Source organism: Luteimonas salinilitoris, assembly GCF_041300785.1.
Classification (GTDB): Bacteria; Pseudomonadota; Gammaproteobacteria; order Xanthomonadales; family Xanthomonadaceae; genus Luteimonas; species Luteimonas salinilitoris.
Genome location: NZ_JBFWIB010000019.1, coordinates 25,043 through 52,028, shown reverse-complemented (window position 1 = coordinate 52,028; position 26,986 = coordinate 25,043). Strand labels below are relative to the sequence as shown.

At 64.9% G+C, this 26,986-nt stretch carries 22 protein-coding genes; 11 read left to right on the top strand and 11 right to left on the bottom strand.

Annotated features, from left to right (window positions below):
- Both AB5T46_RS18665 and AB5T46_RS18660 read left to right on the top strand, forming a co-directional pair.
- Positions 1–1,082 (top strand): hypothetical protein (locus tag AB5T46_RS18665; RefSeq protein WP_370565597.1); only part of this gene is annotated, 1,082 nt, incomplete at its 5' end.
- Between the two features lie 2 nt (positions 1,083–1,084).
- Positions 1,085–2,047, top strand: a complete 963-nt coding sequence (locus tag AB5T46_RS18660; protein WP_370565596.1) for a hypothetical protein — start codon at positions 1,085–1,087, stop codon at positions 2,045–2,047.
- A gap of 70 nt (positions 2,048–2,117) precedes the next feature.
- On the opposite strand, the gene AB5T46_RS18655 is transcribed toward AB5T46_RS18660, so the two are convergent.
- The 3 genes from AB5T46_RS18655 to AB5T46_RS18645 all read right to left on the bottom strand — a co-directional run bounded on the left by AB5T46_RS18655 (position 2,118) and on the right by AB5T46_RS18645 (position 8,657).
- On the bottom strand, positions 2,118–2,657 hold the full coding sequence (locus tag AB5T46_RS18655; RefSeq protein WP_370565594.1) for an SMI1/KNR4 family protein: 540 nt from the start codon (positions 2,655–2,657) through the stop codon (positions 2,118–2,120).
- 82 nt (positions 2,658–2,739) lie between these two features.
- Positions 2,740–3,015: a hypothetical protein gene (locus tag AB5T46_RS18650; RefSeq protein WP_370565593.1), complete on the bottom strand. Its 276-nt coding sequence runs from the start codon at positions 3,013–3,015 to the stop codon at positions 2,740–2,742.
- A 38-nt stretch (positions 3,016–3,053) separates the two neighbouring features.
- The gene (locus AB5T46_RS18645; RefSeq protein ID WP_370565591.1) at positions 3,054–8,657 is read right to left on the bottom strand and encodes a DUF3320 domain-containing protein; all 5,604 of its coding nucleotides are present in this window, start codon (positions 8,655–8,657) and stop codon (positions 3,054–3,056) included.
- 127 nt (positions 8,658–8,784) lie between these two features.
- Here AB5T46_RS18645 and AB5T46_RS18640 point away from each other — a divergent pair, with 127 nt between their 5' ends.
- On the top strand, positions 8,785–9,558 hold the full coding sequence (locus AB5T46_RS18640; RefSeq protein WP_370565589.1) for an abortive infection family protein: 774 nt from the start codon (positions 8,785–8,787) through the stop codon (positions 9,556–9,558).
- 156 nt (positions 9,559–9,714) lie between these two features.
- Here AB5T46_RS18640 and AB5T46_RS18635 read toward each other — a convergent pair whose 3' ends face one another.
- A complete protein-coding gene (locus AB5T46_RS18635) occupies positions 9,715–9,957 on the bottom strand; it encodes a hypothetical protein (protein WP_370565588.1) in 243 nt (80 codons plus the stop codon).
- A 269-nt stretch (positions 9,958–10,226) separates the two neighbouring features.
- Here AB5T46_RS18635 and AB5T46_RS18630 point away from each other — a divergent pair, with 269 nt between their 5' ends.
- Positions 10,227–10,778 carry an SH3 domain-containing protein gene (locus tag AB5T46_RS18630; RefSeq protein ID WP_370565599.1) on the top strand — a complete coding sequence of 184 codons (552 nt, stop codon included), beginning with the start codon at positions 10,227–10,229 and terminating at the stop codon, positions 10,776–10,778.
- Between the two features lie 187 nt (positions 10,779–10,965).
- Here AB5T46_RS18630 and AB5T46_RS18625 read toward each other — a convergent pair whose 3' ends face one another.
- From AB5T46_RS18625 to AB5T46_RS18600, 6 genes are all read right to left on the bottom strand, one after another.
- Positions 10,966–11,688 (bottom strand): hypothetical protein, encoded by a 723-nt coding sequence (locus tag AB5T46_RS18625; protein WP_370565587.1) that lies wholly within the window; start codon positions 11,686–11,688, stop codon positions 10,966–10,968.
- A 15-nt stretch (positions 11,689–11,703) separates the two neighbouring features.
- Positions 11,704–12,195, bottom strand: a complete 492-nt coding sequence (locus tag AB5T46_RS18620) for a Panacea domain-containing protein (RefSeq protein ID WP_370565586.1) — start codon at positions 12,193–12,195, stop codon at positions 11,704–11,706.
- 139 nt (positions 12,196–12,334) lie between these two features.
- Positions 12,335–13,357 (bottom strand): ParA family protein, encoded by a 1,023-nt coding sequence (locus AB5T46_RS18615; protein ID WP_370565585.1) that lies wholly within the window; start codon positions 13,355–13,357, stop codon positions 12,335–12,337.
- A gap of 231 nt (positions 13,358–13,588) precedes the next feature.
- Positions 13,589–14,431: a TSCPD domain-containing protein gene (locus tag AB5T46_RS18610; RefSeq protein ID WP_370565584.1), complete on the bottom strand. Its 843-nt coding sequence runs from the start codon at positions 14,429–14,431 to the stop codon at positions 13,589–13,591.
- A gap of 121 nt (positions 14,432–14,552) precedes the next feature.
- Positions 14,553–15,107, bottom strand: coding sequence for a hypothetical protein (locus tag AB5T46_RS18605; RefSeq protein WP_370565583.1), 555 nt, complete (start codon positions 15,105–15,107; stop codon positions 14,553–14,555).
- 251 nt (positions 15,108–15,358) lie between these two features.
- The gene (locus AB5T46_RS18600; RefSeq protein WP_370565582.1) at positions 15,359–18,829 is read right to left on the bottom strand and encodes an adenosylcobalamin-dependent ribonucleoside-diphosphate reductase; all 3,471 of its coding nucleotides are present in this window, start codon (positions 18,827–18,829) and stop codon (positions 15,359–15,361) included.
- 453 nt (positions 18,830–19,282) lie between these two features.
- Between AB5T46_RS18600 and AB5T46_RS18595 the strand changes: the two genes are divergently transcribed.
- The 5 genes from AB5T46_RS18595 (at position 19,283) to AB5T46_RS18575 (ending at position 23,416) form a co-directional block, all read left to right on the top strand.
- A complete protein-coding gene (locus AB5T46_RS18595) occupies positions 19,283–20,758 on the top strand; it encodes a Do family serine endopeptidase (protein ID WP_370565581.1) in 1,476 nt (491 codons plus the stop codon).
- 49 nt (positions 20,759–20,807) lie between these two features.
- The gene (locus tag AB5T46_RS18590) at positions 20,808–21,170 is read left to right on the top strand and encodes an ElaB/YgaM/YqjD family protein (protein WP_370565580.1); all 363 of its coding nucleotides are present in this window, start codon (positions 20,808–20,810) and stop codon (positions 21,168–21,170) included.
- Positions 21,171–21,200: 30 nt separating this feature from the next.
- Positions 21,201–21,695, top strand: coding sequence for a phage holin family protein (locus AB5T46_RS18585; protein ID WP_370565579.1), 495 nt, complete (start codon positions 21,201–21,203; stop codon positions 21,693–21,695).
- Positions 21,692–22,246: a protein sip-5 gene (locus tag AB5T46_RS18580; protein ID WP_370565578.1), complete on the top strand. Its 555-nt coding sequence runs from the start codon at positions 21,692–21,694 to the stop codon at positions 22,244–22,246. The genes AB5T46_RS18585 and AB5T46_RS18580 overlap by 4 nt, the downstream gene beginning before the upstream one ends.
- A gap of 78 nt (positions 22,247–22,324) precedes the next feature.
- Positions 22,325–23,416, top strand: coding sequence for an AI-2E family transporter (locus AB5T46_RS18575; RefSeq protein ID WP_370565577.1), 1,092 nt, complete (start codon positions 22,325–22,327; stop codon positions 23,414–23,416).
- A gap of 10 nt (positions 23,417–23,426) precedes the next feature.
- Here the strand turns inward: AB5T46_RS18575 and AB5T46_RS18570 are convergent, their stop codons facing one another.
- Positions 23,427–24,635: a hypothetical protein gene (locus tag AB5T46_RS18570; RefSeq protein WP_370565576.1), complete on the bottom strand. Its 1,209-nt coding sequence runs from the start codon at positions 24,633–24,635 to the stop codon at positions 23,427–23,429.
- Positions 24,636–24,815: 180 nt separating this feature from the next.
- Between AB5T46_RS18570 and AB5T46_RS18565 the strand changes: the two genes are divergently transcribed.
- Together AB5T46_RS18565 and AB5T46_RS18560 are read left to right on the top strand one after the other, a co-directional pair.
- Positions 24,816–25,541, top strand: a complete 726-nt coding sequence (locus AB5T46_RS18565; RefSeq protein ID WP_370565575.1) for an HAD family hydrolase — start codon at positions 24,816–24,818, stop codon at positions 25,539–25,541.
- Positions 25,538–26,914 carry a leucyl aminopeptidase family protein gene (locus tag AB5T46_RS18560; RefSeq protein WP_370565574.1) on the top strand — a complete coding sequence of 459 codons (1,377 nt, stop codon included), beginning with the start codon at positions 25,538–25,540 and terminating at the stop codon, positions 26,912–26,914. The genes AB5T46_RS18565 and AB5T46_RS18560 overlap by 4 nt, the downstream gene beginning before the upstream one ends.
- Positions 26,915–26,986 lie beyond the last annotated feature (72 nt).

Below are 26,986 nucleotides of genomic sequence, written 5' to 3'. Positions count from 1 at the left end.
AACCTGACCCCGTTCCTTGCTTCTGCTCATCGCGTCAGAGATTCCCGCCCTGCCCTTTTGCCCGACGTACGCCCCTGCGGACTCTTAGAAAAATCGTCCTGACATCCCTGACACCATTTCCCGGTCCTGAACGTTATATTCTCGACGGGTCGACCCATCTGGAGACCGGCACCGGTGACACCATGCGCATGAAGCGCTTGCTGGCGGCCATTGCAGGCATCGCGATCATCGGCGGGATCTGGCTGCTCACCCGCGACACGGAGCTGCCGGGCCGGCGCGCGGAGAGCAACGCCAAGCCGAACGAGGCGGCCGGGACTGCGCCCGGCCAGGACGGGCACCGACGACCGCGTGCGCCGCTTCCTGAGGGCCCGTTCCATGCCGTGCGCGCCGAGCTCGACTCCCGCGCCCGCGCGGGCGATGCCGAAGCCGCCTATCGGCTGGGAAACGTGATCGGGCAGTGCCTGACGTACGAACGCATGCCGATGGGCGCATTCATTGCGATCATCGCGCAGGCCGCCGCCTACTTCGGAGACACCTTCCAGCTCGCCGGGCGCCCGATCGACAGCGACATCAATGTCGATGCGCTGCTCGAACGCAAGCAGGAACTGGACGAGCTCTGCAAAGGCACCGAAGACCTGACGGAGACGGCAGACGCGGCGGACGCGCACGCCTGGATACTGCGTGCCGTCGCCCTGGGCCACACCACTGCGATGGCCCGCTACCCGGACCATGCATTCGCCGAGTTCAAGACCCATGCCGACCTGCTCGACAACGCCGACGAGGTCGCGCGCCGACGCGACCGCGCCAGGGTGCTGATCGAACGCGCGTTCAGGGCCGGCGACCCCGAAGCGCTGTACGCCTACGCGACAGCGCACGGTCCCGACGGGATGCTGGAGGAAGATCCGGTGCGCGTACTCGCCTACTGGAACGCCTACCGGCAGGTCACCACCACCTCCGACGCCATGGGCAGACTCGGCGACGCGGCGATACGCGAGCGGTTGAGCCCCACGCAAATTCAGGAGGCCGAACGCATGTCACCGCGCATCCTCGGTACGTTCCACCGCTCGGGCGAAGGACGATGAGAATGGCGTCGTGGACAAGCCGGGTATCACCGGGTCTGGCGCTGGTCACCGTCCTGCTGGCGGCGATGGGCGGCGGCTGTTTCAGGGTATCGGCACCCCCACCGGAATTGCCGGAGGACGCCGGCGCGGATACGGACACGCCCGCCCCGCCCCCCGCGCCGCCAGCCCATGCCCCGGAGCAACCGACGCACGGCCGCCAACCAGCGCCCGCGGGCGAGGCGCCGTCGCAACGTCTGCGCTGGTGGCGGAACCCGCTCCCGGAAGTCTTCGACGCGCTGCAGGAAGCGGCCGCCGCAGGCGACATGGACGGCGCCTACATCCTCGGCGTGCGCTCGGCCCAGTGCAGGACGGTACTGCGCCGCGACAGCCCGGAGTCGTTGATCCATGAGTACCGGGATCGCAAGATCCTATACAGCGGTCCCGGCGATAGCCGGCCGCACCGCGAAAACCGGGAAAAGGAGCTGCAGGAGAAATTGAGCCAGTACGAGGACTGCGCCGTGCTCGGCCAGGAGCGGGCTTCAGCCGGAGCCGACTGGCTCGAACGGGCGGGCCGTTCCGGCGAGGCATCGGCGCGGCTGGCCTTTGTCACGCATGCACTGGAAGAGTACGCAACGCGTGGCGCGCTGATCGCCGACATCGAGGAAGCGGGCCGACGCCAGAAGCTCGCGCGCGAATGGCTGGAGCAGTTGGTCCAGGACGGCAACGAACAAGCGCTGCACTACTATGTGGACGCACTGGACGGCCGCTACGCGCTATACGCAAGGGACGAGCCGGCTTCCATGGCCCATGCCTACGCGCTCGATCTGGTGCGAAGCCGACGGGTCGGGGATTTCGACCAGTTATGGCGGCAAGGACCGGAAAGGTACGGCAACCGCACTCCCGCCGAATGGGACGAGATCACCTCCCACGGGCGCGAGATCTACCGCGAGCATTTCGAGCACACGCCGTTATGGCCTGGGCGCTGATCATCGAGAAAATGAACCTGACCCTGAGGTTCGTCAGGAGTTGCGCGACAGCTCGTCGAGAATTCCTAAGCTAAACATTGAGCCGGCGCTTCAAACTCTCTCGGCGGGGCGTGTGCCAATAATCATAGCCATTTTGCTCGTCGTCATCGAAAAGCGAGGCGACAAACGCACCGAAGGACGACGCCTGAGGGCAAAGATAGTTGTTTTCGTCGCTCCCCCACATCGACCAGCTTCGCACCCAGCTATAGATCGCCCCAAAGTCCTCTGTGCGTAACGAGAGAACGATTTCGAGCAGACCCGGATCAGCCCCGATTGCGAGACACCCGGTGGGCAGCCGGTTGCCCAGTTCATGGTTCCAGGCCACGACCCGATCCCAAGCATAGAAAGGGTCGACAAAATGCTCGGTCGGATTCTCGCACCATTCCTCGGGGGCCAGCGCGGTATGTCTGAACATGTTGGGATATGGTCGGCCACCGTTATAGCTGATCAAGAAGGCGCGATAGTCGCCCGGCAACGCATAGCCGGCCCTCTGTTCCCAACCAGAGATCGCCGAGGCCAAGGCTTCTCCTGTCTCCCATTTCTCGCCGACAGGGCTGATCAATCTATCCATGGAAATATCCCAAGTTCTGCATCAGCTTATACGCTGACTTATGCGACGTATCAAAATCAGCAATCTCGCGACGAAAGCGCAGCTAGCTAATTTCTTCAAGAATAAAGCCGCCTGTCTGACGTTTCCACAGGCGGGCAAACAAGGCATCCTGTTCGACCAGCTCGTCCGGCCTGCCTTCTTCCGTAGTAACGGGGTCAGATGCACTTTCCATGCTCAAGCGGTGAACTGCACGACCGCGCTTTCTCGTTCCCCACCAGCGCTTGGAGGAGGTGGCGCTCGCCTGGCGTTGCTCGACAATTTCGGAGTGGCAGAGGACAGACACTGCCCAATCTTGCCGCCCCCGGCTCAGCAACAGCATTGGGAAGTGAACCTGACCCCGTTCCTGCTCCGCACTGCCTATGCCCCGCTTCTTGCGCCGCTACCATCCGCCAAGGTGACGAAGTCTTTGCTGGCGGCCAGGGATCCGTCCTCCAGAAGCCCGCCCACTCGGTCCTCGATAAGCGCACGAAGCTGCCCGCTCGTGCTGCGGTAGCCAAGCTGTCGCGAGACGTGGAGCACTAACTCTTCAACCGTGGCGCCAAGGTTCTTCTGAACTATGGTTACGATTGCCCTGTCGATCTCCTGTGGCGGCAGATAGTCGGGGCGCCTGAGAGTGAGCGATGCCACCTCCGTACGATCGCGCACCTTGACCTCCTGATTGAGAAGGGACAAGAAGAACGAGTGCGACCGCTCGATGAGGCGCCGTCCAAGTGCCGTTGCGATGCCAGCATCGACTGCTGCCTGGATCCGGCCTCCAGCGCGTTGCAGGCCCCACAAGGTCCTAACGCGAGCCACCACCTCGTCGCGGTGGACTGGCCCTTCCACCTCGACAATGTCGCGGACGATGTCGGCCATGGCGTCGGCGGGCACCATATGAAGCTCATACCTGCTTCTGGGCACCTTGATCAATGCTTCTTCATAGAAGACGGCGTCAGGCTCATCACCGGCCTCCGTCAAGCCGACCTCGACAAACTCGCCGCGTTCAACCGCATAGATGTCGATAGGGACCGCGCGCCGCGCCGGAGAGGAGATGCCATCATCCTCCGAATGCTCGATCGCGTTCTCGATCGCTTCCAGCAGCTTCTCCAACTCGGCTTGAGGGCGCTGGAACCAATCGGCGCTCCAGATTCGATACATCGTCCAGCCCTTGTCGCGTAATGCAGCTTCACGCAGCCGGTCACGATCGCGCGCGCTACGGGCGTCTCGATACCACTCGCCATCGCACTCGACGCCAAGCACATAGCGCCCAGGCCGCTTTGAGTCTGCAATGGCGATGTCGACGAACAGACCTGCGATACCGACATCGGTATGCACATCTATTCCCCGGGACCGAAGAGCTGCTGCGACCTCTTCCTTGAATACTCCTTGACGCTGCGAGCTCGTCTCCCGCGCGATCATCAAGTTCCCTGTTCTTGCGTAGTGAAGAAACAGCTTGAACGCAGCTGTGCCGCGACCCTTGGCCCGCTCGACGTCGATGTCGTCGTCGGTGATTGATGAGAAGATCTCGCACCGGCTCTTGGCGCGGCTGATCAGCACGTTCAAACGCCGCTCGCCGCCATCCTTATTGAGCGGCCCGAAATTCATCGTCATATGGCGATGGATGTCGCGCCCGTATCCAACCGAGATGAAGATGACGTCGCGCTCGTCACCTTGGATGTTCTCCAAACTCTTGACGAAGAACGGTTCCTCGGCAGGCCCACTGAAGAACCCTTCCGTCTCCGGGTGTTGGCGCCTCAGAAGTTCCAGCTGATCGATGATCGCGCGCCGCTGCTGCGCTGAGAACGTCGCAACGCCAAGAGACAGTTTCGGGGTCTGGCTAGCGTGTTCGATGACCGCCAGAGCCACCACCCTCGCTTCCTCGGGATTTGTTCTAGTGTTGCCGCGGTCGTAGACCGCATTCGGAAGATGGTTGAAACGCAACCCAATCCCCGCTTCGCTCGTGTAGGGGCTGGGCACGATAACCAGCTTGTTCTCGTAGAACTGGCTGTTCGATACAGCGATTAGAGACTCGTGGCGACTGCGATAGTGCCAGCGCAGCATCCGTTCAGGCAGGCCACGGGCACGGCAAAGACCCAACACACTCTCGATGTCGGCAGCACTGGCACCATCTTCTTCCTTGCCCTCGTCGTCGCCTAGGACCTTCGCGAAGAAGCGGGTCGGGGGAAGCTGCTTCTCGTCACCGACAATGACAAGCTGCTTGGCCCGAGCAACCGAGCCCAGAGCATCAACGGGCTGCACCTGGCTCGCCTCATCGACCACGAGCATGTCGAAATCCAATGCCCCTGGTGGTAGGAACTGGGCGACTGAAAGCGGGCTCATCATGAACACCGGCTTGAGCGCTTGGATCACCGGGGCACACCGCCCCATCAGTTCGCGGATAGGCATGTGCTTGCGGCGCTTGACCATCTCGCCCATTAGAACCGCTGTTGGTCCGGTCGCGCCTCCACGCTGCGGGATCTTGGCATGATGAGCTGCCAGCACTTGGTGGCGCGCGAGCTGCATGCGCTTCCAATCAAACTGAGCGAAGCGCTCTACGGTCTGAGAGTGCTGGTCGCCATCGAACCTCGACAGCTCTGGATCGCGCTCTGTCATCGCCGCTAGCACGGCTTCATAGTAGGCAAGCTGGAACGTGCCGATGGCTTCTGCAGCAGGAACTTCCCCTGTGGCCAGCCGACTGACCAGGTCCGGCAGGCTCTTTTCTTCCGCTTGCTTGGCTCTGCCAACGTAGGCTACCCACTGTGGCAAGCCCTCCGGATTTGCCCTCCACCGCTCGAAGAGCGTGGCCAGTCCGGCCAGGCTCGCATCCGCCGGGCGCGCAGGGACTTCACGGTTACCCTCAAAATGCAAGCTATCGAAGACGCCAGCCAGGCTGCGCGCCAATTGCTTACCTGCCTCCTCAAGCCCCTTAGCTTCATCACGCCAGTTTTCCGGGTTCTCGACGGTGGCTGCCAAGACCCTGAGATCGTCGTTCTCACGCATCCAGGCTGCGGTGGCGTTGACCGTCTTGATATCCGTGTCGATGCCGCGCCACAGGGGTCCAAAAGCGCCTAAGCCCTGCGATTGGCTCAACTCAAACTGGCGCAACGCCTTTTGCGCCCGAGTGATACGAGAGACGTGGTCCAGGGCCCCCTGCACGTCCAGTTCAGCGCGACCCAGCAGGAGCGCACATTGACCAGATGCGGCACCCCAAGTTGCTGCCTTCGTCTGCACCTCGGTCAGGGGCACCCGCTTGGCAATAGTCTCCTCGCCCCAAGGCCGATGACCCGCCGTGATCAGGAGTTCGCTGAGAGGGAGCAGATCCGCCTTGAGCTCATCAATCAACGGACGAACTCGCTTTGCCAGCTCAGTGGCGAGGGATCGATCGGCAACATCCGCCAGGCGCTCCCGCACGCCAGTTCCCAACGGGCGGAGAGAACGCATCCAGGAGGCCACCGCCATGAGGAAGGTAGTCTCAGACCGTTCGCGCTGCCATCCGCTGCCAAAGGCCTCCGCACCTTCGCGGTCACGGAAAGCGATCTTGCGCTGGGCGGCCTGGGCGCTCGTGAGTTCGTCTAGCCGGGAGAGCACCTCATCAGCCGGCATCTTGGGAGAAACAAGCTGTGCGCGCACCTGTCGATTTGCTTGGCGCCACTTGCCATTGAAGAACCGCAGCCAACTTCCACTTAGCGCTGCTAGGTGCGCCCGCGCATCGTCGAGCTCCTGATCCCAAGCGGCATCACGGAAGACCCCAAAAAGGCTGGCTTTCGCTCGCTGGACCTGCTCGACAGACTCAATTAGCTCTTCGATTGTGTCGACGCCTCGGTCCCAGATGCTCGCGATCAACGCATCCCGCCCAATCTCCGGAACGGTTGACGCCCGCTCGCCGAGAGCAGTCAGGCGGATGACGCTATCGAGTGTGAGCTTCTCTCGTTCGCCCAGCAACTGGGCTAGACGCGTCGCGTCGGGCAACAGACGATCCAGGATGGGTTGTAGGGCCGCCAGCCTGGCGACCTCGTCCGCAAGCTTGAAGCTCGGGGCCAGCCCTTCTAGCGTGTCGCGGTTTTCCTTCCAGTCACCGTCAAGCGCCGATGGGTCTGCTACTTCGAGCGCTTGCGAGCGCTGATCCTGAGCAACGCCGAGGTGCTCAATCAGCTCATCTACTGCGCCTAGCTGACCCCAGATAGGGGCGACGAGCACTTCACGCCCGATTGGAGGAGTGCCCATCAGCGCTTCGGCGCGCGAGATGGCACGACCAATATCGTCGAAGTGCTCGGGCGCCGGAAGATCGAGCTCCGCCATCACGTGTTCTGCGCTATCCCGCCACGCGCCCAGTTCTTCGGACAGAGCGGCCACCGATTGCAGCACGCGAGTCCGATCATTGGGCGTCATCCCTCGAACGCCGACGCCAGTCCACGGATGCTGCGACGGGAGCCCCATTCCTTCGATGCGCGCCGTAAGATCACGAAGCAAATCTTCTCTGCTAGTGACCTCATGCGGCGCCCACTTGGTGGGGCGGTCCAATTTCACCTGGCGCGTCGTATGACCTTCTCGTCGCAATCGAACTAGATGCCCAAACACCTGGTAGGGGGTCAGTCCGGTATTGCCGAGCTCTCGATGCAGGCGCTCGGCATGTGCGTTGAGCTCGTCTCGAGCGTCGGTTAGCTGCTCAACGACTGGATGCCCATCCTGCACAGCAGGTCGACCCAGCTCCCAGGTCCTGCGCAGTTCCTCCAGGAGGATGCGCTTATTCGCCTTGTTGCTATGGAGCTCCAGACACGCGTCACCGATACCGATGTTGTCCAGCCGCCGCTTGACGACTTCCAGGGCAGCCATCTTCTCGGCGACGAACAGCACTCGCTTCTTGTCTGCAATCGCGGTTGCGATGATGTTGGCGATCGTCTGTGATTTACCTGTCCCCGGCGGACCTTGAACAAGGATGCTGTTGCCAGCCTGCACGTCATAGACAACGAGCGATTGAGAACTGTCGCAATCGACAACATGCATCATCTGCTTGGGAGAGATGATGCTGTCAATGTTCACTTCATCATTGGACAGTGAGGCTCCCGGGAAGCCGTCGGAAACCACCCCTCGCAGCGTGGGAATAGATTCGAACCCGCCGAATGCTTGCCACTGCTCGGGATCCAAGTCGCGATACATCATGAACTTTGCGAACGAGAACAACCCCAGCACCGCATGATCCGCCACGACACCCCAGTTGGGGCGCTCGCGGACAAGCTCGCCTACTTGCGCAAAGTAGCTGTCGACATCGAGTGCTTCGAAGTCACCAATTTCGGGGAGCTTCATCCCGAACTGACGATGTAGGTAGAGCTGAAGCGACAGGTTCGACTCGATATCGTCGCCCGACCATCGCAGGTGAAACTTCTCTCCAGCGTTGCTACGCTCCAAACGGACGGGCACGAGCACTAGCGGCGCGAAGCGATCATCGTTAGGGGTCGTCGGAGCTCGCCACTTCAGAAAGCCCACGGCCAAAAAGAGCACGTTGACACCCTGCTCTTCTTCCAAGGTCTTGGAGTCGATATACAAGTCGAGCAGGCGCTTCTGCAGGCCAGCCGAGGTCATGCGGGTTTGGAGGTGACCATCCCAGTGAGTGGCAACACGCCCCCTCTCATCTAGCTCGATTTCTGGCTGATCCACCAGCTCGGGATCAGGCGCTTCCCCTTGATCGCCTTCAAGTCCTGCAAGGGGCGCATCGGGAGGCGGCGCCGATTCCGCTGGGTCAGCCCGGCCTGGGGCGAAGGTGAATCGCTTTCCATCTATGACCAGCGTCTGGTAGATGGCCTTCGCGAGCTCGTCGGCCACCTCAACGATCTTGGCCCGGCCAGAGCGTGGCGTATGCAGGAGCCGATTTCGCGTGGAGAGATCCAGCAGCTCAAGCCTGGCCTGCTCGATCTTGTCCTGCAGTGAACCTGCAACGCGGAAAGGCGACGCTTCTGACGTCGCCGCGAATGTAGCCTCCGGCATTTCTCACCCCCTTGGGCGCTTCCTCGCAGCCCGGGCTTGGCTCGCGCGCCGCCCCGGGCAGTATAGTGCAGCCAACGGTCGTCGGATTCCAACCAGGCCAGGGGGCCGCCGCCAGGCGGGATACGGGATGAAGGGGCTCAAGACCAGCGAGATCCACTGGGTAGTCAACTCCTACATCGGCGTTTCCGAGGGCTACCTTGGAGACTTCAGCTACCGGACACACCGGGAGTTCTATCCCGCTCACTGCGACTTGGAGATCGACCCGGACAGCTTCCCTGGGAAGACCACTCGTGAGAAGTTCCTAGCGATCTTGGGCTCGGCTCAGCCCCGCGACCAAGCGGCGATCCTGCGAGGGGTCGCCCATAAGTATCCAGCTGGCAGCGATGAACACCGGACGCAGGACAGCTACAAAGCGCTCCTTAGGCTGGCCAAGCGCTGCACTGAGTCAGCCGCTGTTGACGCTCCAACACCGGCGCTAGCTAGCGAGCTCGTCCATCACGCCCTCCAAGATGCCGCCACCCTACTGGAGCAGCGCGGTCCGGTAAGCGCGCTCGACCGAGTGCATACCGCGCTACATGCCTACTTGAAGGCAGCATGCGCTCGATGTGGCATCGAGGCAGCTGATCAAGCCACGATGACGAACTTGCTCAAGCAGCTCCGGCAACAACATCCCTGCTTTCACGATGACGGACGACACAACGAAGCGGTTGCGCGCATCTTGCAATCCCTAAGCAATGTCGTGGACTCTCTGAACCCTTTGCGCAACCAAGGCAGCTTGGCGCATCCGAATAGCCGCCTCGCCACTCACGATGAAGCCGTTCTCGCAATCAATGCTACGCGGACAGTGATCCAGTATCTTGATGCCAAGTTCTCCAAGGAAGAACCCCAATCGGCGAGCTAGACTTCAACCGTGCCATGCTTGAGTAGCCCGCTAAATCTACTTTTCGATTGATTCGCTCGGATACCTCAGCCTCCGCCCCCCTTTTCCGTCTGGAAACAGCGCGTTATCGCTTAAGTAAGCGCCATTCACCCCTGACGCCTTTTTCAACTCTTCCAGCTACTTGTTACTGACATCATTCTTTTCCACCAGATGCTCAAGCTTCAAGAACGCTTTCATGGTTTCCGGAGAGAACTTATGCTTGGCTCGAAGCTCAGCGAATACAAATCCCAATCCCTTGCTCAAGTAGTCGACGGATGATTTGAAAAGTTCCGGTCGCCCCTTTGCGTACTCAACCAGCGCTGACCACGCCGAGAGTAACGGGGTCAGATGCACTTCCCGAGCCAAAGCGGAGAACTGCATGACGGCGTCTTCTCGTTCCTCTCCAAGACCTGGAGCAGATGGCGTTTCGTCTGGCGCTGCTCGGTCACTTCGGGTGGCGGAGGACAGACACTGCTTAATCTCGCCACCCCCGGCTCAGCAACAGCATTTGGGAAGTGAACCTGACTCCGTTCCTGCTCAAGTGCGCCTAACCCCATTCCTTGGCCGACTTCGTAGAGATTTCCCGTCTAGATGAGAAGGGAGCCGGCGGATCACAACTTCTCCGGCGGGGCCGTATCGGGGGCAAAGCTATGGCACGGGGAGCAAGCAAGTCTCGGGGGTCTTCCTGGGGCGCGGTCGTAATCTTGGTCTTTTTGGCCTGGATGCTTGGCCACTGCTCTGGGGGCGCTGACGATCCGCCTCGGAGTAGCTACGAATCACCATCGCACCAGCCTGCAGTTGAAAAATCGTCGGTCTCTGCGCTGCCGGAGCCAATTCGGGAAGATGAGTTGGATGCTAGAGAACTCCGCTACATCGACGCCTCCTCTCTCAACCTCCGGGGCTCTCCCAACGGTACGGTCATTGGGCGCCTTCCCCGGGGCCAGAAAGTCTCTGTAGAGGAACGCAAAGGAACTTGGCTACGGGTCTCGTTGGGAGGCGCTCCGACCGGCTGGATCGCAGAGCGGTACACCTGCGCGCCTCTCGGCTGCTGGCAGCGTAGTGTGCCCACATCGGTGCGACCGGCACGATCGGTGCCGCAGAGCTTTGGTTCCAGTTGCCCTTGTTCGGGTTCGACCAACTGCTATGGGCCTCGCGGCGGGCGATACTGCATCACGTCTGGTGGCAACAAGCGTTACCGATGATCTGGCACGACGCGTCTAAGTGAAACCGACCCCACTCTTTCATGTGCCAATGAACAATACGCTCGCAAGATGCGGGACTAGCAAAAGTAAACCTGACCCCGTTTTTTGGAGAAGGCGTAGTAGGCGCCATGGCTCCGGCAATTTGCGCCTGCCAGATAATCGTCCCTGACCATTTCCGACACCTAAGTCAAAGATCAAGCAAGAACTGACCGACGGACGAATCATCCTCATCGTCCTCCGCGACCTCATGGCGCGCCATGTTCGAGACAGCGTCTCTCGCCGCAATGAATCCGTCCGCAAAAACCGAAAGCATTTCAGCTTTTCGACTTTCTGAAACGCGAGGGATACTACTGGTGTCAACAACAGTCAATTCGCGCGGAAGCCGCGCAGCAGGAGCGCTAAAGTCCAAAATCGAGAATTTGGCATCTTCAAGGTCGGAGTCTTGGAGCAGAACCTCCTCCACGATACTAACGAAAAGAGATAGCCGTTCTCCCGAAAGCGGATTGCTACGCCAGAAACTGAACCATGGGAAATAGATCTGGTCATTTGCACCATAAATCAGCGGCGGATTGAACGGGATCATCAGGTCGCGACCTACCGAATAGAATCGAGGAGCAACATCGTGAACGAAATTCGCGGAAACACCATCGAAGTGGTCTTTAATTAGCGGCAGGAGCCCAAGAAAGTTATCCCTAACGTCCTGCCTCTTAACACCCCTCTTGACACCCTCAACGATCTGCAAGTACGGAATGCTGAAAACGAGCAGATCACGCACGGACTCAAAAAGTGGCTCGTAACTAAAAGTTGGCCCACCTTTCGCCAAGGCGACAAATTCACGCGTGATCCGTTTCGGATCTTCATGCCATGTTCGAGCCAAGTGCTGGAGGGAAGGAACTTTTAGCTTACGCATGACGACCTCTGTTCTTCAGAACGGCGGAGGGGTTCGAGAGTAATACTGGCGGATTAGCTCGTCGCTAATCCTCATTCCAGGATTTACCCTTCCTTCGTGGCGCCAAACATGATCCCAAGGGCTTCCCTCTGCATGACTCAACTCGACTAGTGTTCCAGCGCTAAGTCTTCCGTAAAAGCCGACCACCTTCTCTAAGAGACCCGCGGTTTCTTCGTCCAGGACATAACCAACCGTGTCGGTAAATCCGGTGCCGGGGTTAAGTTTCTGTGCCCTTGTAGTGATCGGCTTACGATCAAAAATTTTGAAATCTCGATAGAGATACTGAAGAACCGGCCCAAACTGCCATGCTTCAAACTGGTGCCTGATCAGCGGTCCGCCAAGAATAGTCAAGGACCATGCATGGCAAAAATAGACGAGCTTCTGAAGACCCAGATTGGTCACGGGCCGGCCAGCTGCCTCAGACGCATCAAGAACGTAGTTCGCTATTGCCCGACCATCAAAAGTCATGACCACCTCAGTCGTACAAAAAAACTGCTCCTGACGATATTTCCCCTATTTCCCGGAAATTGTCCCTGATACCTTTTCTCACTCTCATCCTTGCCAATTCCGGACCACCTTCTACTAGCGATGTGGCCAGCCCCACTTTCTATAAGGCGATCTTTGCCACCAAGTCATCTACGGCACTCATGCAATGGTCGATTTGCTCGCGATTGACTCTGACACGTTGTCCTCCCACATTCATGCGACCCGCACTAAGGTTGTAAAAAGGCATTCCCTTGGCAAAGGCGACTACACCTGTGGTTTGGAAATCTCTAATTTCAACGACGCCATCCTGTAGGTTTTCAAAACTAAAGATCTCGGAGTTATGCTCGATGAGCGAAGTCACATCCGTATCGATCGACTGCAGCACAGCTGAATAAGCGGATGCGGGCCCCATGTATTGGGTGAGTCTGTTCTTAGCTATGACGTGAACCTGTGGCAGCTCTCGTCCCGCTGCTGCGAGCCTTGTGGAAAACGCATACTCCGCATAGATCTCGGAAGGCAGCCTAAGGCCGTATGTAAGAGAGAATGCGTTCTGAATAGCTCGTCGCGATGAATCGTCAGCCATCACCGGCAAAATCAGTCTAGTAGTCGCTGCTAAACAAATCTGGGTATAGAAGGAGAAGCTGGGATTCGCGTCCATAAATACGACGTCGTAGTCGAATTCAAGAGGGTCAATGAAATCCTTCAGCCAGCTAACTACACCTAGCCACGCATTGGTTCCCGGTAAACTCTGGTTTGCAAGAGAGCTTATCGCCGTACCTTGCAGCTCGAGCAATGGGTCACCACATACAAGAAAGATGTTTGGAGGAATGGACGCATTGCTTTCATACGGCCGAACGATGAAGTCTGCCGCATTAAATGCTGGAGGTGAGAACGGAGCAGGGATTCGCCTTTGAAAGTAGCCTCCAATGCTCTGACGAAGCGTCTGTCCATAAAATTCCAGAAGCCGCTGATTACCGACGCCAAGACCACCAAGAAATAGTTCGGACAAGTTCGCCTGAGGACATACATCTATGACGAGTACTGATCGGTCCGGATTCTGTTGCGCGAAACGGCAAATGGTCTGAAAGGCGAGGCTTGTCTTGCCGGTTCCGCCTTTGTTGTTCCAGAACGTGTACGCGTGCATTCATCGTGCTCAGCTGGACTGAACGGACGTTATCACGTCCAGAACGGACGCGTCAATGGCCAAACGGTCGTCCTGGCTGATCGTATTAGCGCTGGTGTCCATGGCCTCTTCGGCCACAAAGAACAGGCGCGGCTCTGGCTAAGTCGTTGTTTTTGCTGCCATATAGAAAGGTGGGACTCGAATCTTTGCGGTGCCGCTACCACCGACGGATTTGAGTTCGCCGCACTCATCTCATCCACATTTGGAGTAGCCGCAGTTCAAACAAGTCGCACACCCATCCATCAGCACCACGGCCTTGGTGCTGCACTTGTGGCACATGGTGGCGGACGGCGGGAACGAGGCTCCCTCGCCGGTGATGGCGATGTCTTCGGGGTGGTCTTCGGAGGAGTCGTCTACGTCGGAACGGAGAGCGCCCTCATCCGCCCTTCGGGCACCTTCTCCCGCTTTGGCGGGAGAAGGAGAACCGGGGCTTATGTCAGAGTTTTTTTTTGAGCGCGCTTCGAACTGCTTGCGCTTCTCGGCGATGAGGGCGCGGGTGGTGTCGCTCATCTCGGGGTCGTGCATCATGCCGATCGACTTGAGGTGGTCCTCGACGATGTTGCCGAGTTCGGCGACCAGCGAGGGCATGTACACGCCGCCGGCCTTGAAGTAGCCGCCCTTGGGGTCGAACACGGCCTTCATCTCGTCGACGATGAAGGTGACGTCGCCGCCCTTGCGGAACACGGCGGAGAGGATGCGGGTGAGCGCGACGATCCACTGGAAGTGCTCCATCGACTTGGAGTTGATGAAGATCTCGAAGGGACGGCGCTGCTCGTGCTCGGTGCCGGCGTTGAGCACGATGTCGTTGATGGTCACGTACATGGCGTGTTCCACCAGCGGCGACTTGATCTTGTAGGTGCTGCCGATCAGCACTTCCGGGCGCTCGATGCGCTCGTGCATCTGGATGACGTCGGCCCTGGGCAGTTCGGCCTCGGCAGTCTCGCGCTCGACGGCGGCGGCGGGCACCTCGCGGGTCTTGTCCTCGGGGGTGACGACGGCGTAGCCCTTGATTTTCTTTTCGATCCTGACGGCCATTGCTGATCTCTTGCGTTGCGGTGGTGCGGTGGGTGGGTGTGGAGGGTTGGGGTTGGAGGTGTTGCGGGTTGCCCCTCACCCCAACCCCTCTCCCGCAAGCGGGAGAGGGGCTATGGCGGCGTTACCGTTTGGATGCCGGCTTGCGGGCGGTCTTGGCGGCCGACTTGCGCGGGGCGGCGGGTTTCGCTGCCTTGCGCGGGGCGGCTTTCTTTGCGGTCTTGCTTGGCGCGGTGGTCTTCTTGGTGGCCTTGCCCGCGGCGGTCTTGCCGGCCGGGGCCTTGCGTGCGGCCGGCTTGGCGGACTTGCTGGCGGCGGGCCTGGCGGTCGCCTTCTTCGCCGCGGCTTTCTTCGCCGGGGCCTTGCTGGCGACGACCTGCTTGCTGGTGCTCTTCTTGGCCGCCTTGGCGGTGGCCTGGCCCGCGCCCTTCTTCTTCAGCGCGGCCACTTCGGCCGTGGCGCTGGCCTTGGCGGCGGCGAGCGACTTCTTGGCCTTGCCGACGCGCTTGCTGACGGCCTTGCCGGCCTTGTCGGCACGCTTGCTCACCGTCTTGCGCGCCTTGGTGGCGGTCTTCTTCGCCTCGGCCATCGCCTTGCGGGCGCGTTGGGCGACCGTGTTGCCGACGGCCTGTGCCTTGCCGGCGACCGCCTCGGCCGCACCTGCGATCGTCGCCGCCACTCCATTACCGTTGCTCATCGGTGTTTCCTCGTCATGGTCCGGGCACCTTTGCCCGTGGAGCGGAATGTAGCGCGAACGTTGGGCGGTGTATGCAAGTGCGGCGGAGCAGGTCACCGGGGCGGGGCGGGGTGCCCTCACCCCAACCCCCGCTCCGCGCCCCGGCCCTCGCCTCCGGCGTTCGCGGATGCGCGAACCCGTGGTTCGCAAGCCGCATCCGCTCACCCCGCAGGCGGGAGAGGGGCCAAGAGCGACTAGAACTTGCCGTAGTAGCCTTCCTTCAGGGCGTCGAACAGGTTGGCGGCGCTGTGCACCTCGCCGTCGTATTCGATCTGCTCGTTGCCCTTCACTTCCACCACCTCGCCGTCCTCGAGCTCGAAGCGGTAGGTGGTGTTCTCCAGGTCCTTCTCCTTGACCAGCACGCCCTGGAAGGCGGCCGGGTTGAAGCGGAAGGTGGTGCAGCCCTTCAGGCCCTGGTGGTAGGCGTAGGTGTAGATGCTCTTGAAGTCCTCGTACGGGTAGTCCGTGGGCACGTTGGCGGTCTTGGAGATGGAGCTGTCCACCCACTTCTGCGCCGCGGCCTGCACGTCCACGTGTTCCTTGGGGCTGATGTCGTCGGCAGAGACGAAGTACTCGGGCAGCTGCGCGTCGGGCGCGTCGGAGAACGGCATCGCCTTGGCGTTGACCAGGTGGCGGTAGGCCAGCAGCTCGAAGGAGAACACGTCCACCTTCTCCTTGGACTTCTTGCCCTCGCGGATCACGTTGCGGCTGTAGTGGTGGGCGAACGACGGCTCGATGCCGTTGCTGGCGTTGTTGGCCAGCGACAGGCTGATGGTGCCGGTGGGGGCGATCGAGCTGTGGTGGGTGAAGCGCGCGCCGGTGTCGGCCAGCGCGTCCACCAGTTCGGGGGCCACGGTGGCCACCTGCTGCATGTAGCGCGAGTACTTGGCGTGCAGCACCTTGCCGGGGATCTCCTGGCCGATCTTCCAGCCGTCGGCGGCCATCTCCGGGCGCTTGCGCAGCATCTCGGCGGTGACGGCGAAGCGCTCCTCCATGATCGGCGCCGGGCCCTTCTCCTGCGCCAGCGACAGGCCCATCTCCCAGCCGGCCACGGCCATCTCGCGGGCCACGCGCTCGGTGAACTCGCAGCTCTCCTTCGAGCCGTACCGCATCCTCAGCATGGTGCCGGTGGAGCCCAGCCCCAGGAAGCCCATGCCGTGGCGGCGCTTGCGCATGATCTCGTCGCGCTGCTGCTGCAGGGGCAGCCCGTTGATCTCGACCACGTTGTCGAGCATGCGGGTGAACACGCGCACGACTTCCTTGTATTCCTCCCAGTCGAACGCGGCCCGGTCGGTGAACGGGTTGCGCACGAAATTGGTGAGGTTGATCGAGCCGAGCAGGCAGGCGCCGTACGGCGGGAGTGGTTGCTCACCGCACGGGTTGGTCGCACGGATGTTCTCGCACCACCAGTTGTTGTTCATCTCGTTGACACGGTCGATCAGGATGAAGCCCGGCTCGGCGTAGTCGTACGTCGAGACCATGATCATGTCCCACAGGTGGTGGGCGCGGATCTTGCCGTAGACGCGGCAGGCGACCAGGCCGTCGTCGCGGGTCACGTAGCCGGCGTGCTGCGGCCACTCGCGCCAGACCACCTGCTCGGGATCGGCCAGGTCGACGTCGCCGGCCTCCGTCTCGTTGATCGGGAACACCAGCGGCCAGTCGGTGTCGTTCTCCACCGCCTCCATGAAGCCGTCGGTGATCAGCAGCGACAGGTTGAACTGGCGCAGGCGGCCGTCCTCGCGCTTGGCGCGGATGAAGTCCTTGGCGTCGGGGTGGCTGATGTCGAAGGTGCCCATCTGCGCGCCGCGGCGGCCGCCGGCCGAGGACACGGTGAAGCACATCTTGTCGTAGATATCCATGAACGACATCGGCCCGGAGGTGTACGCGCCGGCGCCGGCCACGAACGCGCCCTTGGGCCGCAGCGTGCTGAACTCGTAGCCGATGCCGCAGTTGTGGATCACCAGCAGGCCGGCATTGCCGGCGAGATAGTTGTTGTGCTTCTCGACGGTGAAGTCGAAGAACGTCTCCGGCAGGTCCAGCGCGCGCTCGATCGCCTCGACCGGGCGCAGGGTGCGGGCGAACGCGATCGGCGCCGCCAGCTGCGGGAAGCGCTGCGCCCAGCGGTCGAGCCAGATGCGGCTGACCGCGGGCTTGCGGTGATAGCCGTGATAGAAGCCCAGCTGCTGGCGCTCTTGGTGGCCCAGCCCGGACGCTAGCGCGTCCAGCGCATCGCGCAGCTCGGCCGGCACCGTGTAATGGTCGTACTGCCCCGCCTTGCTGGCGTGCGCGGCGATGCGGCCGCGCTTGCCGCTGTCGGCCATGTAGCGCGCCACTTCGGCCAGGAACGCCGAGTCGGAGATCTTCAGCATCGCGCCGCCGGCATCGCGCACTTCGTGGCCGCGATAGTCGTGATTGCGAGGCTTGCGCACGGTCAGTGCGCCGTGGACGCCGAACAGGCCCAGCAGCGCCTTGAGCTGTCCGGCGAAGGCGTGGCTGGCGGTGGCGATGATGACGCTGCCGTGCTCGCGCGAGACGGTGCCGTCGGTGTCGATCAGGCCCGCCAGGAACGGCAGGAAATGCCGCTCGGGGTGCTGCGCGATCCAGGCCGGCACATGCAGGTGCGCGGTCTTGGCGCCGATCTGGTCGTCGATCAGCTCGGCGGCCCGCGAGGCGGCGAAGCTGGACACGTTGAAGTCCCAGACCGGGGTGCCGTTCGGCGTGGTCGCACCGACCACCTGCGCGCGCGAACCGCAGAAGGCTGCAAAGAAGGCGGCATAGCGCTCGACCACCTCGCGCTCAGCGGCGCGGATCTTGAACACCAGGCGCTGGCCCAGCGCCTGTGCGCGCTGCTGCCATGCCTGGCGGGTGGGACGGTACTGGTGCTGCTTCGGGTAGGCGCTGCCGTCGCCCAGGTGCGCGCCGGCGAACCATGCGTCGCGCTTGCCGTCCTCGTCGGCGGTCCACGGGAAGCTGTGCTGCACCAGGGCGTCGTCGCTGCGCACCTCGTCGGCGCGCACGTAGCGCAGGCCGCCGTCGCGGTACACCAGCACCGGGTGGCGCACCGAGGTGGTCAGCTCGACGCCGTTGGCGCGGATGCGCAGGTTGTCCTCGCGTGCGACGTGGGTGGTCAGATGCTGCTGGATGGCGCGCATCTCGAAGCGGCGCGCGTCGCGGTCATAGCACAGGATCTGCGCGTGGCGGCCGGCGACGGCTTCGTCGGCGGTCACCAGGCCCCGGTCGGTGTAGACCCAGGTGCCCGGCGCCACGCAGCCGGCCTTCAGCGTCAGCCCGGCCTCGTGCACCTTCTCCAGGATGCCGTCCATCGAGTCGCCGATGGTGCCGGACACGGTGCAGTTGATGGTGCTGGTGGCCGGCTTGTGCTCGAGCGCCCCGGCGTTGGAGGTGATGCGGCCGGCGGGGATCGCGCCGCGGCGCAGCGCCCACAGGAAGCGCTCGTACCAGTACTGGCGCTTCTCGGCGTTGGGCTCGGCGTCGGCCAGGGCGTGGGCGACGCGCTGGTAGGTGCCGTCGATGTCGGCATCGACCGGGTCGCCCTGCTTGGTCTTGAGGCGGTACTTCTTGTCCCAGATGTCCATCGATGCCGGCTGCATCGGGATCTCGAGCGCCTTGTCGTGTTTCACCGCCTCCAGGCGTACCGTGCTCATGACTGCTGCTTTCTCCTTGGTTCCGGTGCGGGTCGTGCCCGCCTATTATTGTTGTCGGTGCCGTCACGCGGGGTGAGCGCCGACGGCGAAGCCGCGACGGTGTGGCTCACGCGCCGCGGCGTTCCTGGCTTTTCGTGCTGCCGTTCACATCCTTGCCATCAGGGACGCGCCCTGCGGCGATTGGAGTTTTCCGAGCGAATCCCCATAACTTGGGCTATATCCACTTCGGCAACCCCAAGATGTAGTGGCGAGCGGCATTCAAGCTACGCCCGGTGTCGATGGAAGTCAACACTCGGCGGGGCCGGATCGCACGTCGGCGATTCGGCTCCGGTTGCGCCCTGCGCAGGCACGATGCAGGGGTCCGGGGACGCTTCGCGCGGCCGCCTTGATCGGGTCCGGCGACGGCCGCATTTCACGTTTCTGCCACCGCCTCTACGGGATAAACAGACTTTCATGCGTCCACTGCCCACACTCCTCGCCCTCGTCGCCGCTGCCGCGTTCGGCGGCCTGGCCGCGGTCGCGATCCAGGACGGCCTGCAGCGCCCGGCATTGGCGCAGCCGGTGCCTGCCGCGGCCTCCGCCGACGCGCCGGCCCCGGTGTCTTCCAGCGAGATCCCGACCGGGATCGCCGGCAGCGCGGCGCTGCCGGTGGCGGTCGAGGGCCAGCCGGTGCCGTCGCTGGCGCCGATGCTGCAGCGGGTCACGCCGGCGGTGGTCAGCGTGCAGACCAAGCAGCGGGTGCGGGTGAGCCCGTTCGGCAACGATCCGTTCTTCCGCCGCATGTTCCCGGAGCTGAGCCAGGAGCGGATCGCGCAGTCGCTGGGCTCGGGGGTGATCGTGGACGCGCGCAACGGCTACGTGCTGACCAACCATCACGTGATCGAGGGCGCCGACGAGGTCGCCGTCACCCTGGCCGACGGCCGCACCCTGGAGGCCGAGTTCATGGGGTCCGACGCCGAGACCGACGTGGCGCTGATGCGGGTGCCGGCCGAGGACCTGACCGAGGTGCCGCTGGCCGACAGCGGCACGTTGAACGTCGGCGATTTCGTGGTCGCGGTGGGCAATCCGTTCGGCGTCGGCCAGACCGTGACCTCGGGCATCGTCTCGGCGGTGGGGCGCAGCAACATCCCCGGCGTCGGCTTCCAGAACTTCATCCAGACCGACGCCAGCATCAACCCGGGCAACTCCGGTGGCGCCCTGGTCAACCTGCGCGGCGAACTGGTCGGCATCAACACCGCCAGCTTCAACCCGCGCGGCAGCGAGGCCGGCAACATCGGCCTGGGCTTCGCCATTCCCTCCAACCTGGCCGGCAGCGTGATGCGCCAGCTGGTGACCACCGGCGAGGTGCGCCGCGGCACCCTGGGCGTGGACACGCAGACGGTCGATGCGCGCATCGCCGAAGGCCTGGGCCTGCCGGCGCCGCGCGGCGCGGTGGTGACCCGGGTGCACGCCGGCTCGGCCGGCGCCGAGGCCGGCATCCGCACCGGCGACGTGATCGTGGCCGCCAACGGCCAGCGGGTGGACAACAGCGAGACCCTGCGCAACATCCAGGGCCTGCAGGCGATCGACACGCCGATCGCCCTGGAACTGCTGCGCGACGGCGAGCGGCTGCAGGTGAGCGCGCGGCTGCGCGAGATCCCGCGCGAGGGCGCCAGCTACGACCCGCGCCTGGCCGGCGCCACCCTGGCCGACCTGCCCGAGGCGCTGCGCCGCCAGAGCGACCGCATCAGCGGCGTGCTGGTGGAGGACGTGGAGCCGGGCAGCCGCGCCGCGCGCAACGGCCTGCGCGCCGGCGATGCGATCCTCGCCACCACCGGCGGCCAGTTCCATGACCTGGCGGGGTTCCGCGCGGCGCTGGCCGGTGCCCCGGACGACCTGGTGCTGCTGGTCCAGCGCGGCCGCGGCCGCTACCAGGTCCCGCTCGAATGACGCAGCATGCCCCTTCCGTTCCTCCCACCCACCCACAGGAGACACCACGATGAGCCCGACCTCCAGCGACAACGTCAAGCAGAACCTCGGCGACGCCGGCAGCCGCCTCAAGCAGGCCGCGCACGACGCCGGCGATGCCATCAAGGGCGCCGCGCACGTGGCCGGCGACGAACTCAAGCTCGGCCGGGCGAACGTGAAGGCCGACCTGGCCGACAGCGCCCTGTCCGGCCTGTCCGCACTGGAAGGCATGGGCGATGCCGGCCGCGAGCAGATGGACCAGGTGCTCGACAAGGGCCGCGACCTGGTGGACAGCGCCGCCGACCTGATCCGCGAGCGGCCGCTGGCCTCGTTCGGCGTCGCCTTCGCCGCCGGCTGGATCATCGCCAAGCTCGCCCGCAGCGGCGGCAAGTAAGCTGGCGGTCCGCACGGCACGGGACAGGCAGTGAACGAGGACCTCCGCAACGGATCCGGCGACGGCACCGGCACAGGCGACGACGGCGCCGGGAAAGCGCCGCACCTGGACGAGAGCGTCCGCCGCATCGGCAAGGCGGGACGCGCCACGCTCGCCTCGGGCATCGACACCGGGCGCGCCCTGCGCAAGCTGGTGCTGGCCGATCTGGCACTGGCGCGCAGCGCCCTGCCGCAGGCGCTGGTGTGGTGCGCGGTGGCGATCATCTTCGGCGCCTCGGCATGGCTGCTGCTGATGGGGGCGGCGATCGCCCTGCTGCAGGCACTGGGGCTGTCGTGGCTGGCGGCGACCTCGATCACCGCGGTGCTCAGCCTGGCGTGCACCGCACTGGCCGGTTGGCGGATGTGGGTGTACTTCCACCTCGGCGCCCTGCACGCCACGCGCCGGCAGCTGACCCGCCTGGGCGTGATCGACGAGGACGAAGACGACGACGGGGACGACGCGTCCGCCCGCAAGGAGGCGGCATGAAATTGGCGGTGCTCAAGCGCCGCGTCGAGCGCGGCGAGCAGCTGGTCGAGGGACGGCTGCAGCAGACGCGCGACGAATACGGCGCGCTGCGCTCGCAGTGGCGCGAGGCGTGGACGCCCACGCGCATCCTGGTGGCCGGCGTGGTCAGCGGCTTCGTCGCCGGCAGCTCGCAGCCGAAGCAGGCACTGCGGCGGCTCGGCAAGCTCGGGAAGGTCGTGGGCGATCCGCGCTGGCTGCGGCTGATCAGCTCGGTGGCCGGATTGCTGGGCTCGATCCAGGCGATGGTCGCCACGGCGACCGCCAGGAAGGCCGCGGAAACTGCGGACACCGCCGCCGAAGAGGCCGCGGAGACGGCCGAAGACGCCGGCGCGGGCGGCACCGCGCCGCCGCCCGGCGGCAGTGGCAGTGGCGGCGCGCCGGCAGGTGCGGACGCCCCGGCCGCCAGCGCCGAACCCGAGGCGGTACCGCCTTCCGACCGCCGCAAGCCGGACCAGCGCTGGGACACGCAACCCTCGCCCGCCGAAGCGGCGACCGAGATGTCCGAGCGCTGAGCGTGGCGGCCGGACCAGGCACTCGAACAGACCGATTCGAGCATGCCGGATTGAACGGGTCGACTTGAGCACACCGATGTGAGCAGTCCGCTGGCGCCACCCGCCCGGGACGACGAACCGCCGGCACCGCCGCGGCCGCGCGCGCCGGCGTCGGTGGTGGTGCTGGCGATGCTCGCCACCGTCTACACGTTGTGGGCGGCGCAGGCGGTGGTGGTCCCGGTCTTGCTGGCGATGTTCTTCGCCCTGGTCGGCAACCCGATCCTGCGCGCGCTGCGGCGGGTGTGGATCCCGCGCTTCGTCGGCGCGCTGCTGGTGCTCGCGATCGGCATCACCGCCACCTTCCTGCTCGGCCGCCAGCTGGTGGTCCCGGCCAGCGAGTGGATGCAGCAGGTGCCGAAGGAGTTGCAGGTGCTCACGCCCAAGCTGCAGCAGATGGCGCGGCCGATGCAGCGCGCCAACGAGGCGGCGCGCTCCTTCGCCCAGGCCACCGACGGCGGCGAGGCGCACCGCGTGCAGGTGGTGACCGTGCGCGAGAACGACCCGTGGGAGCGGCTGTCGGCCACGCCCCGGCTGCTGGGCGCGGTGCTGGCGGTGGTGCTGCTGACGTTCTTCTTCATGGTCTACGGCGAGAACCTGCAGCGGCACGCGATCGCGCTGCTGCCGCACCGGCACCAGAAGCGGCTGACGGTGGGCATCCTGCAGTCGATCGAGGCGGAGATCTCGCGCTACGTGCTGACCATCGTCCTGATCAACACCCTGCTCGGCGCCGCCGTGGCCGGGGTGCTGATGTGGCTGGGCATCGGCCTGCAGGAAGCGCTGCTGTGGGGCACGATCACCGCGCTGCTCAACTTCGCGCCGTACGTGGGGCCGGCGATCGGTGCCGTGCTGATGCTGCTGATGGGCTTCGTGACCTGGGACGAGGTGGGGCCGTCGTTGTTGCCGGTGATCGCATACGTCGCGCTGCAGACGCTGGAAGGCCAGCTGATCACGCCGATCGTGCTCGGCCGGCGCATGGCGCTGTCGCCCTTGGTGTTGATCCTGACGCTGATGCTGTTCGGCTTCCTGTGGGGCATCGTCGGGCTGCTGCTGGCGGTGCCGCTGCTGGTCTGCGTCAAGCTGGTGCTGGCGCGGATCGGGGGCTTCGAGGGCTGGGCGCGGCTGCTGGAGTGACTGGCGCCTGTTAGCCCGGCGCCGCTTCGCGCTGCCAGTAGGCCTCCAGCTGGCGCGCCTTGCGCGGCGTCAGTTCCCGGCGCAGCGCCGCCAGCAGGCCTGCGACCTCTTCCGTTTCGCCGAGTCGCCGGAGCTCCCGCGCCAGTTCCACCCGGGCGCGCTGGTCGATGCGCAGATTGCCGAACGGGTCGAAGTAGGAATCCACGCGGCCGCGATCGAGCACGCCGTCCCAGGTCGCGCCGCGCCGCGCCGCGGGGTCGGCGGCGATCCGCCGGTAGCGCGCGATCGCGGCCGCGGCGTCGATGCGCCCGGTCAGCACGTCATGGCGCGTCCGCAGCAGGTCCGTCTCCGCGTCGCGCCGTTCGGCCTCGAGCGCATCGAGCACGTTGCCCACCCAGTCCCAGTCGACGTTGCCGGTGGAGGCTTGGCGTCCGAGGATGTTGAAGCTGGCGATCGCGATACGGTGCGCGCGGGTGGTCAAGCGCGCGACCGCTTCCGCGGCCGGCGCCCCGTAGCGCGAGGGCTGCATGATCTCGACTGCGGGCTCGTCGGCGAGGATCGCCTCGATGTCGTGCTTGTGGAGCTCGCCGACCACCACCAGCACCGTGCGGCCCGGGCGGGCCTTGGCTGCCGCCGCAATGCGGCGCGCCTGCATGAACGTGCGATAGAGAAACATGCGCCGTGGCAGGTCCCGTGACATCCGCTCCGGCCATCCGCGGACCCACGCGTGCGCGTCGCCGAGCGTCGCGGGATCGTCCGCGGCGAACAGGGTGCGGCGCAGCCTGTGCGGCTCCGGGAACGAGAGGAAGCCCTGGAACCCGTCCGGCGCCCGCACCTCGGGCGGGACCGACAGGTCCAGGCTCCAGCCGAGCATCTGGTCCTCTTGCGACGGGATCCAATCGAACGGGCAGACCTCGATGCCGTGTTCGCGCGCGTACGGCAGCGCAACGTCCTGGATCTCGTAGGTGAACTCGTAATGGTCGTCGCGCGCGTACTGTTCCGGCGGCCGCTCGATGCAGATCGCATCCGGCGCCACGCGCTCGATGAACGCCGCCAGCATTCCGGGCTGGTCCTCCTTCGACACGAGCTGCACGGCGTGATCGACGCCCAGGATCACCACCCGCGCTGGGGAGTCGGGCCCGGGCGTCGCCGCCCATGCCACGGCGCACAGCATGGGAGCCAGGATCAGGAACAGTGCGAACAGGCGTGACTGGCGCATCGAGGACCTCGAGTCGGAAAAGGCGGGAGCTGAGACGGCACATGGCGCCGGTGGACGGCATGCCCGGCCCTGACTGACAAGGATGCCCGGCGGCGGCGAATGGTCGCAGCGTCCGACAGGACGGCTGCCGCTGCTGCCACGCCGACGTTCTCCGCGCGCCGGCAGCGGTAGAATTGGCGGGTGAGTTTTCCCGTCCGCGCCATCACCCTCGATCTCGACGACACCCTCTGGCCGTTCGCGCCGATCGCCGCGCGCATCGAGCAGGTGCTCGACGACTGGCTGCACGCGCATGCGCCGCGCACCGCCGCGCGTTTTCCGGCCGAGGCGATGCGGACGTTGCGCGAGCGCGTGTTCGACGAGAACGCGCACCTGCTGCACGACCTGACCGCGCTGCGGCGCATGACCCTGGAGCGGGCGCTGCGCGAGAGCGGCGACGACGCGGCGCTGGCCGAACCGGCGTGGGAGGTGTTCTACGCCGCGCGCAACGAGGTGGAGTGCTACCCCGACAGCATCGACGCGCTGCGGCGCATCGCCGCGCGGGTGCCGGTGGCGGCGCTGACCAACGGCAACGCCGACCTGGAACGCATCGGGCTGTCGGAGCATTTCGCGTTCCGGCTGACCTCGCGCGACCACGGCAAGGCCAAGCCGTCGCCGTGCATCTTCCATGCCGCCTGCGCACGCCTGGACTGCGACCACGGCGACGTGCTGCACGTCGGCGACCACATCGAGATGGACGTCGCCGGCGCCGCGCGCGCCGGGCTGCGCAGCTGCTGGATCAATCGCGAAGGCCGCACCTGGGCGCATCCCGAGGTCACCCCCGACCTGCAGTTCGACACCCTCGCCGCGCTGGCCGACTGGCTCGACGCGCAGGCCGCCCACGACCACGACAGGACCGATGCCGCATGAGCTTGCCGACCGGATTCGTTTCGCCCGACGCCGCCGCGCAGCCGCGCGCGCTGCACCTGCTCGATCGCGACGCCCTGCCCGCCTGGTGCGAGCGCCAGGGCGCGGCGACCGCGCGCTGGCTGCAGGCGCAGGGCTGGGACGCGTCGCCGGGCAGCGTGCTGCTGCTGCCGGGCGCGGACGGTGCGCTCGCCGGCGCCGCGCTCGGCATCGGCGACCGGCTCGATCCGTTCACCTACGCGCACGCGCCGATGGCGCTGCCGGCGGGCGACTGGCAGCTCGCGGACACCTTGGACGCCGACGCGCACGCGGCGCTGCTGCTCGGCTGGGGCCTGGGCAGCTACCGCTTCGACCGCTACAAGCAGGCGCCGCGGGAACCGGCACGGCTGGTGGTGGCCGAGCCGGACGCCGAACGCTTCGACATCCTCGCCGCCTGCCGCCGCGTGCGCGACCTGGTCAACACCCCGACCGAGCACATGGGCCCGGAGGAGCTGGAGGCCGCCACGCGCGAGATCGCGCAGGCGCACGGCGCGCAGTTCGAGAGCATCAAGGGCGATGCGCTGCTGGAGCGGAACTTCCCGGCGATCCACGCCGTCGGCCGCGCCTCGCACCGCGCGCCGCGGCTGCTGCAGCTGCAGTGGGGCGACGCCGCGGCCCCGCACCTGGCGCTGGTCGGCAAGGGCGTGTGCTTCGACACCGGCGGCCTGGACGTGAAGCCGGCCGACGGCATGCGCAACATGAAGAAGGACATGGGCGGCGCCGCGCACGCGCTGGCGCTGGCCGGACTGGTGATGGCGCGCAAGCTGCCGGTGCGGCTGACGCTGCTGATCCCGGCGGTGGAGAACGCGCTCGGCCCCGACGCCTACCGCCCCGGCGAGGTGATCGCCACGCGCAAGGGCATCAGCGTGGAGATCGACAACACCGACGCCGAGGGACGGGTGGTGCTGGGCGATGCGCTGGCCTATGCCGGCGAGCAGGATCCGGACCTGCTGATCGACTTCGCCACCCTGACCGGCGCGGCGCGCATCGCGCTCGGCCCGGACCTGCCGGCGCTGTACAGCAACGACGACGCGCTGGCCGACGCCTGGCTCGAGGCCGGCCTGCAGCAGCACGACCCGCTGTGGCGAATGCCGCTGTGGCGCCCGTACCTGCGCTACCTGACCAGCCGCATCGCCGACATGGCCAACGCCGGGTCGCGCATGGCCGGCTCGATCACCGCGGCGCTGTATCTCGAGCGCTTCGTGCCCGCGGGCCGGACCTGGGCGCACGTCGACGTGTTCGCGTGGAACGACAACGACCGCCCCGGCCGCCCCGCCGGCGGCGAGGCGCAGGGCCTGCGCGCGGCCTGGGCGATGTTGAAGCAGCGCTACGGCTGAGCGGCGGTTCTGGCCTGGCTGCAGGCACGCTGCCTTGCTGTTCGTAGGAGCGCCTCATAGGCGCGATGCCGG

What these genes read in the sequence shown, in the direction of transcription:
- AB5T46_RS18660 (WP_370565596.1), top strand. Translation starts at nt 1,085, where the DNA reads ATGGCGTCGTGGACAAGCCGGGTATCACCGGGTCTGGCGCTGGTCACC.
- AB5T46_RS18655 (WP_370565594.1), bottom strand. Translation starts at nt 2,657, where the DNA reads ATGGATAGATTGATCAGCCCTGTCGGCGAGAAATGGGAGACAGGAGAA.
- AB5T46_RS18650 (WP_370565593.1), bottom strand. Translation starts at nt 3,015, where the DNA reads ATGCTGTTGCTGAGCCGGGGGCGGCAAGATTGGGCAGTGTCTGTCCTC.
- AB5T46_RS18645 (WP_370565591.1), bottom strand. Translation starts at nt 8,657, where the DNA reads ATGCCGGAGGCTACATTCGCGGCGACGTCAGAAGCGTCGCCTTTCCGC.
- AB5T46_RS18640 (WP_370565589.1), top strand. Translation starts at nt 8,785, where the DNA reads ATGAAGGGGCTCAAGACCAGCGAGATCCACTGGGTAGTCAACTCCTAC.
- AB5T46_RS18635 (WP_370565588.1), bottom strand. Translation starts at nt 9,957, where the DNA reads ATGCAGTTCTCCGCTTTGGCTCGGGAAGTGCATCTGACCCCGTTACTC.
- AB5T46_RS18630 (WP_370565599.1), top strand. Translation starts at nt 10,227, where the DNA reads ATGGCACGGGGAGCAAGCAAGTCTCGGGGGTCTTCCTGGGGCGCGGTC.
- AB5T46_RS18625 (WP_370565587.1), bottom strand. Translation starts at nt 11,688, where the DNA reads ATGCGTAAGCTAAAAGTTCCTTCCCTCCAGCACTTGGCTCGAACATGG.
- AB5T46_RS18620 (WP_370565586.1), bottom strand. Translation starts at nt 12,195, where the DNA reads ATGACTTTTGATGGTCGGGCAATAGCGAACTACGTTCTTGATGCGTCT.
- AB5T46_RS18615 (WP_370565585.1), bottom strand. Translation starts at nt 13,357, where the DNA reads ATGCACGCGTACACGTTCTGGAACAACAAAGGCGGAACCGGCAAGACA.
- AB5T46_RS18610 (WP_370565584.1), bottom strand. Translation starts at nt 14,431, where the DNA reads ATGGCCGTCAGGATCGAAAAGAAAATCAAGGGCTACGCCGTCGTCACC.
- AB5T46_RS18600 (WP_370565582.1), bottom strand. Translation starts at nt 18,829, where the DNA reads ATGAGCACGGTACGCCTGGAGGCGGTGAAACACGACAAGGCGCTCGAG.
- AB5T46_RS18595 (WP_370565581.1), top strand. Translation starts at nt 19,283, where the DNA reads ATGCGTCCACTGCCCACACTCCTCGCCCTCGTCGCCGCTGCCGCGTTC.
- AB5T46_RS18590 (WP_370565580.1), top strand. Translation starts at nt 20,808, where the DNA reads ATGAGCCCGACCTCCAGCGACAACGTCAAGCAGAACCTCGGCGACGCC.
- AB5T46_RS18580 (WP_370565578.1), top strand. Translation starts at nt 21,692, where the DNA reads ATGAAATTGGCGGTGCTCAAGCGCCGCGTCGAGCGCGGCGAGCAGCTG.
- AB5T46_RS18570 (WP_370565576.1), bottom strand. Translation starts at nt 24,635, where the DNA reads ATGCGCCAGTCACGCCTGTTCGCACTGTTCCTGATCCTGGCTCCCATG.
- AB5T46_RS18560 (WP_370565574.1), top strand. Translation starts at nt 25,538, where the DNA reads ATGAGCTTGCCGACCGGATTCGTTTCGCCCGACGCCGCCGCGCAGCCG.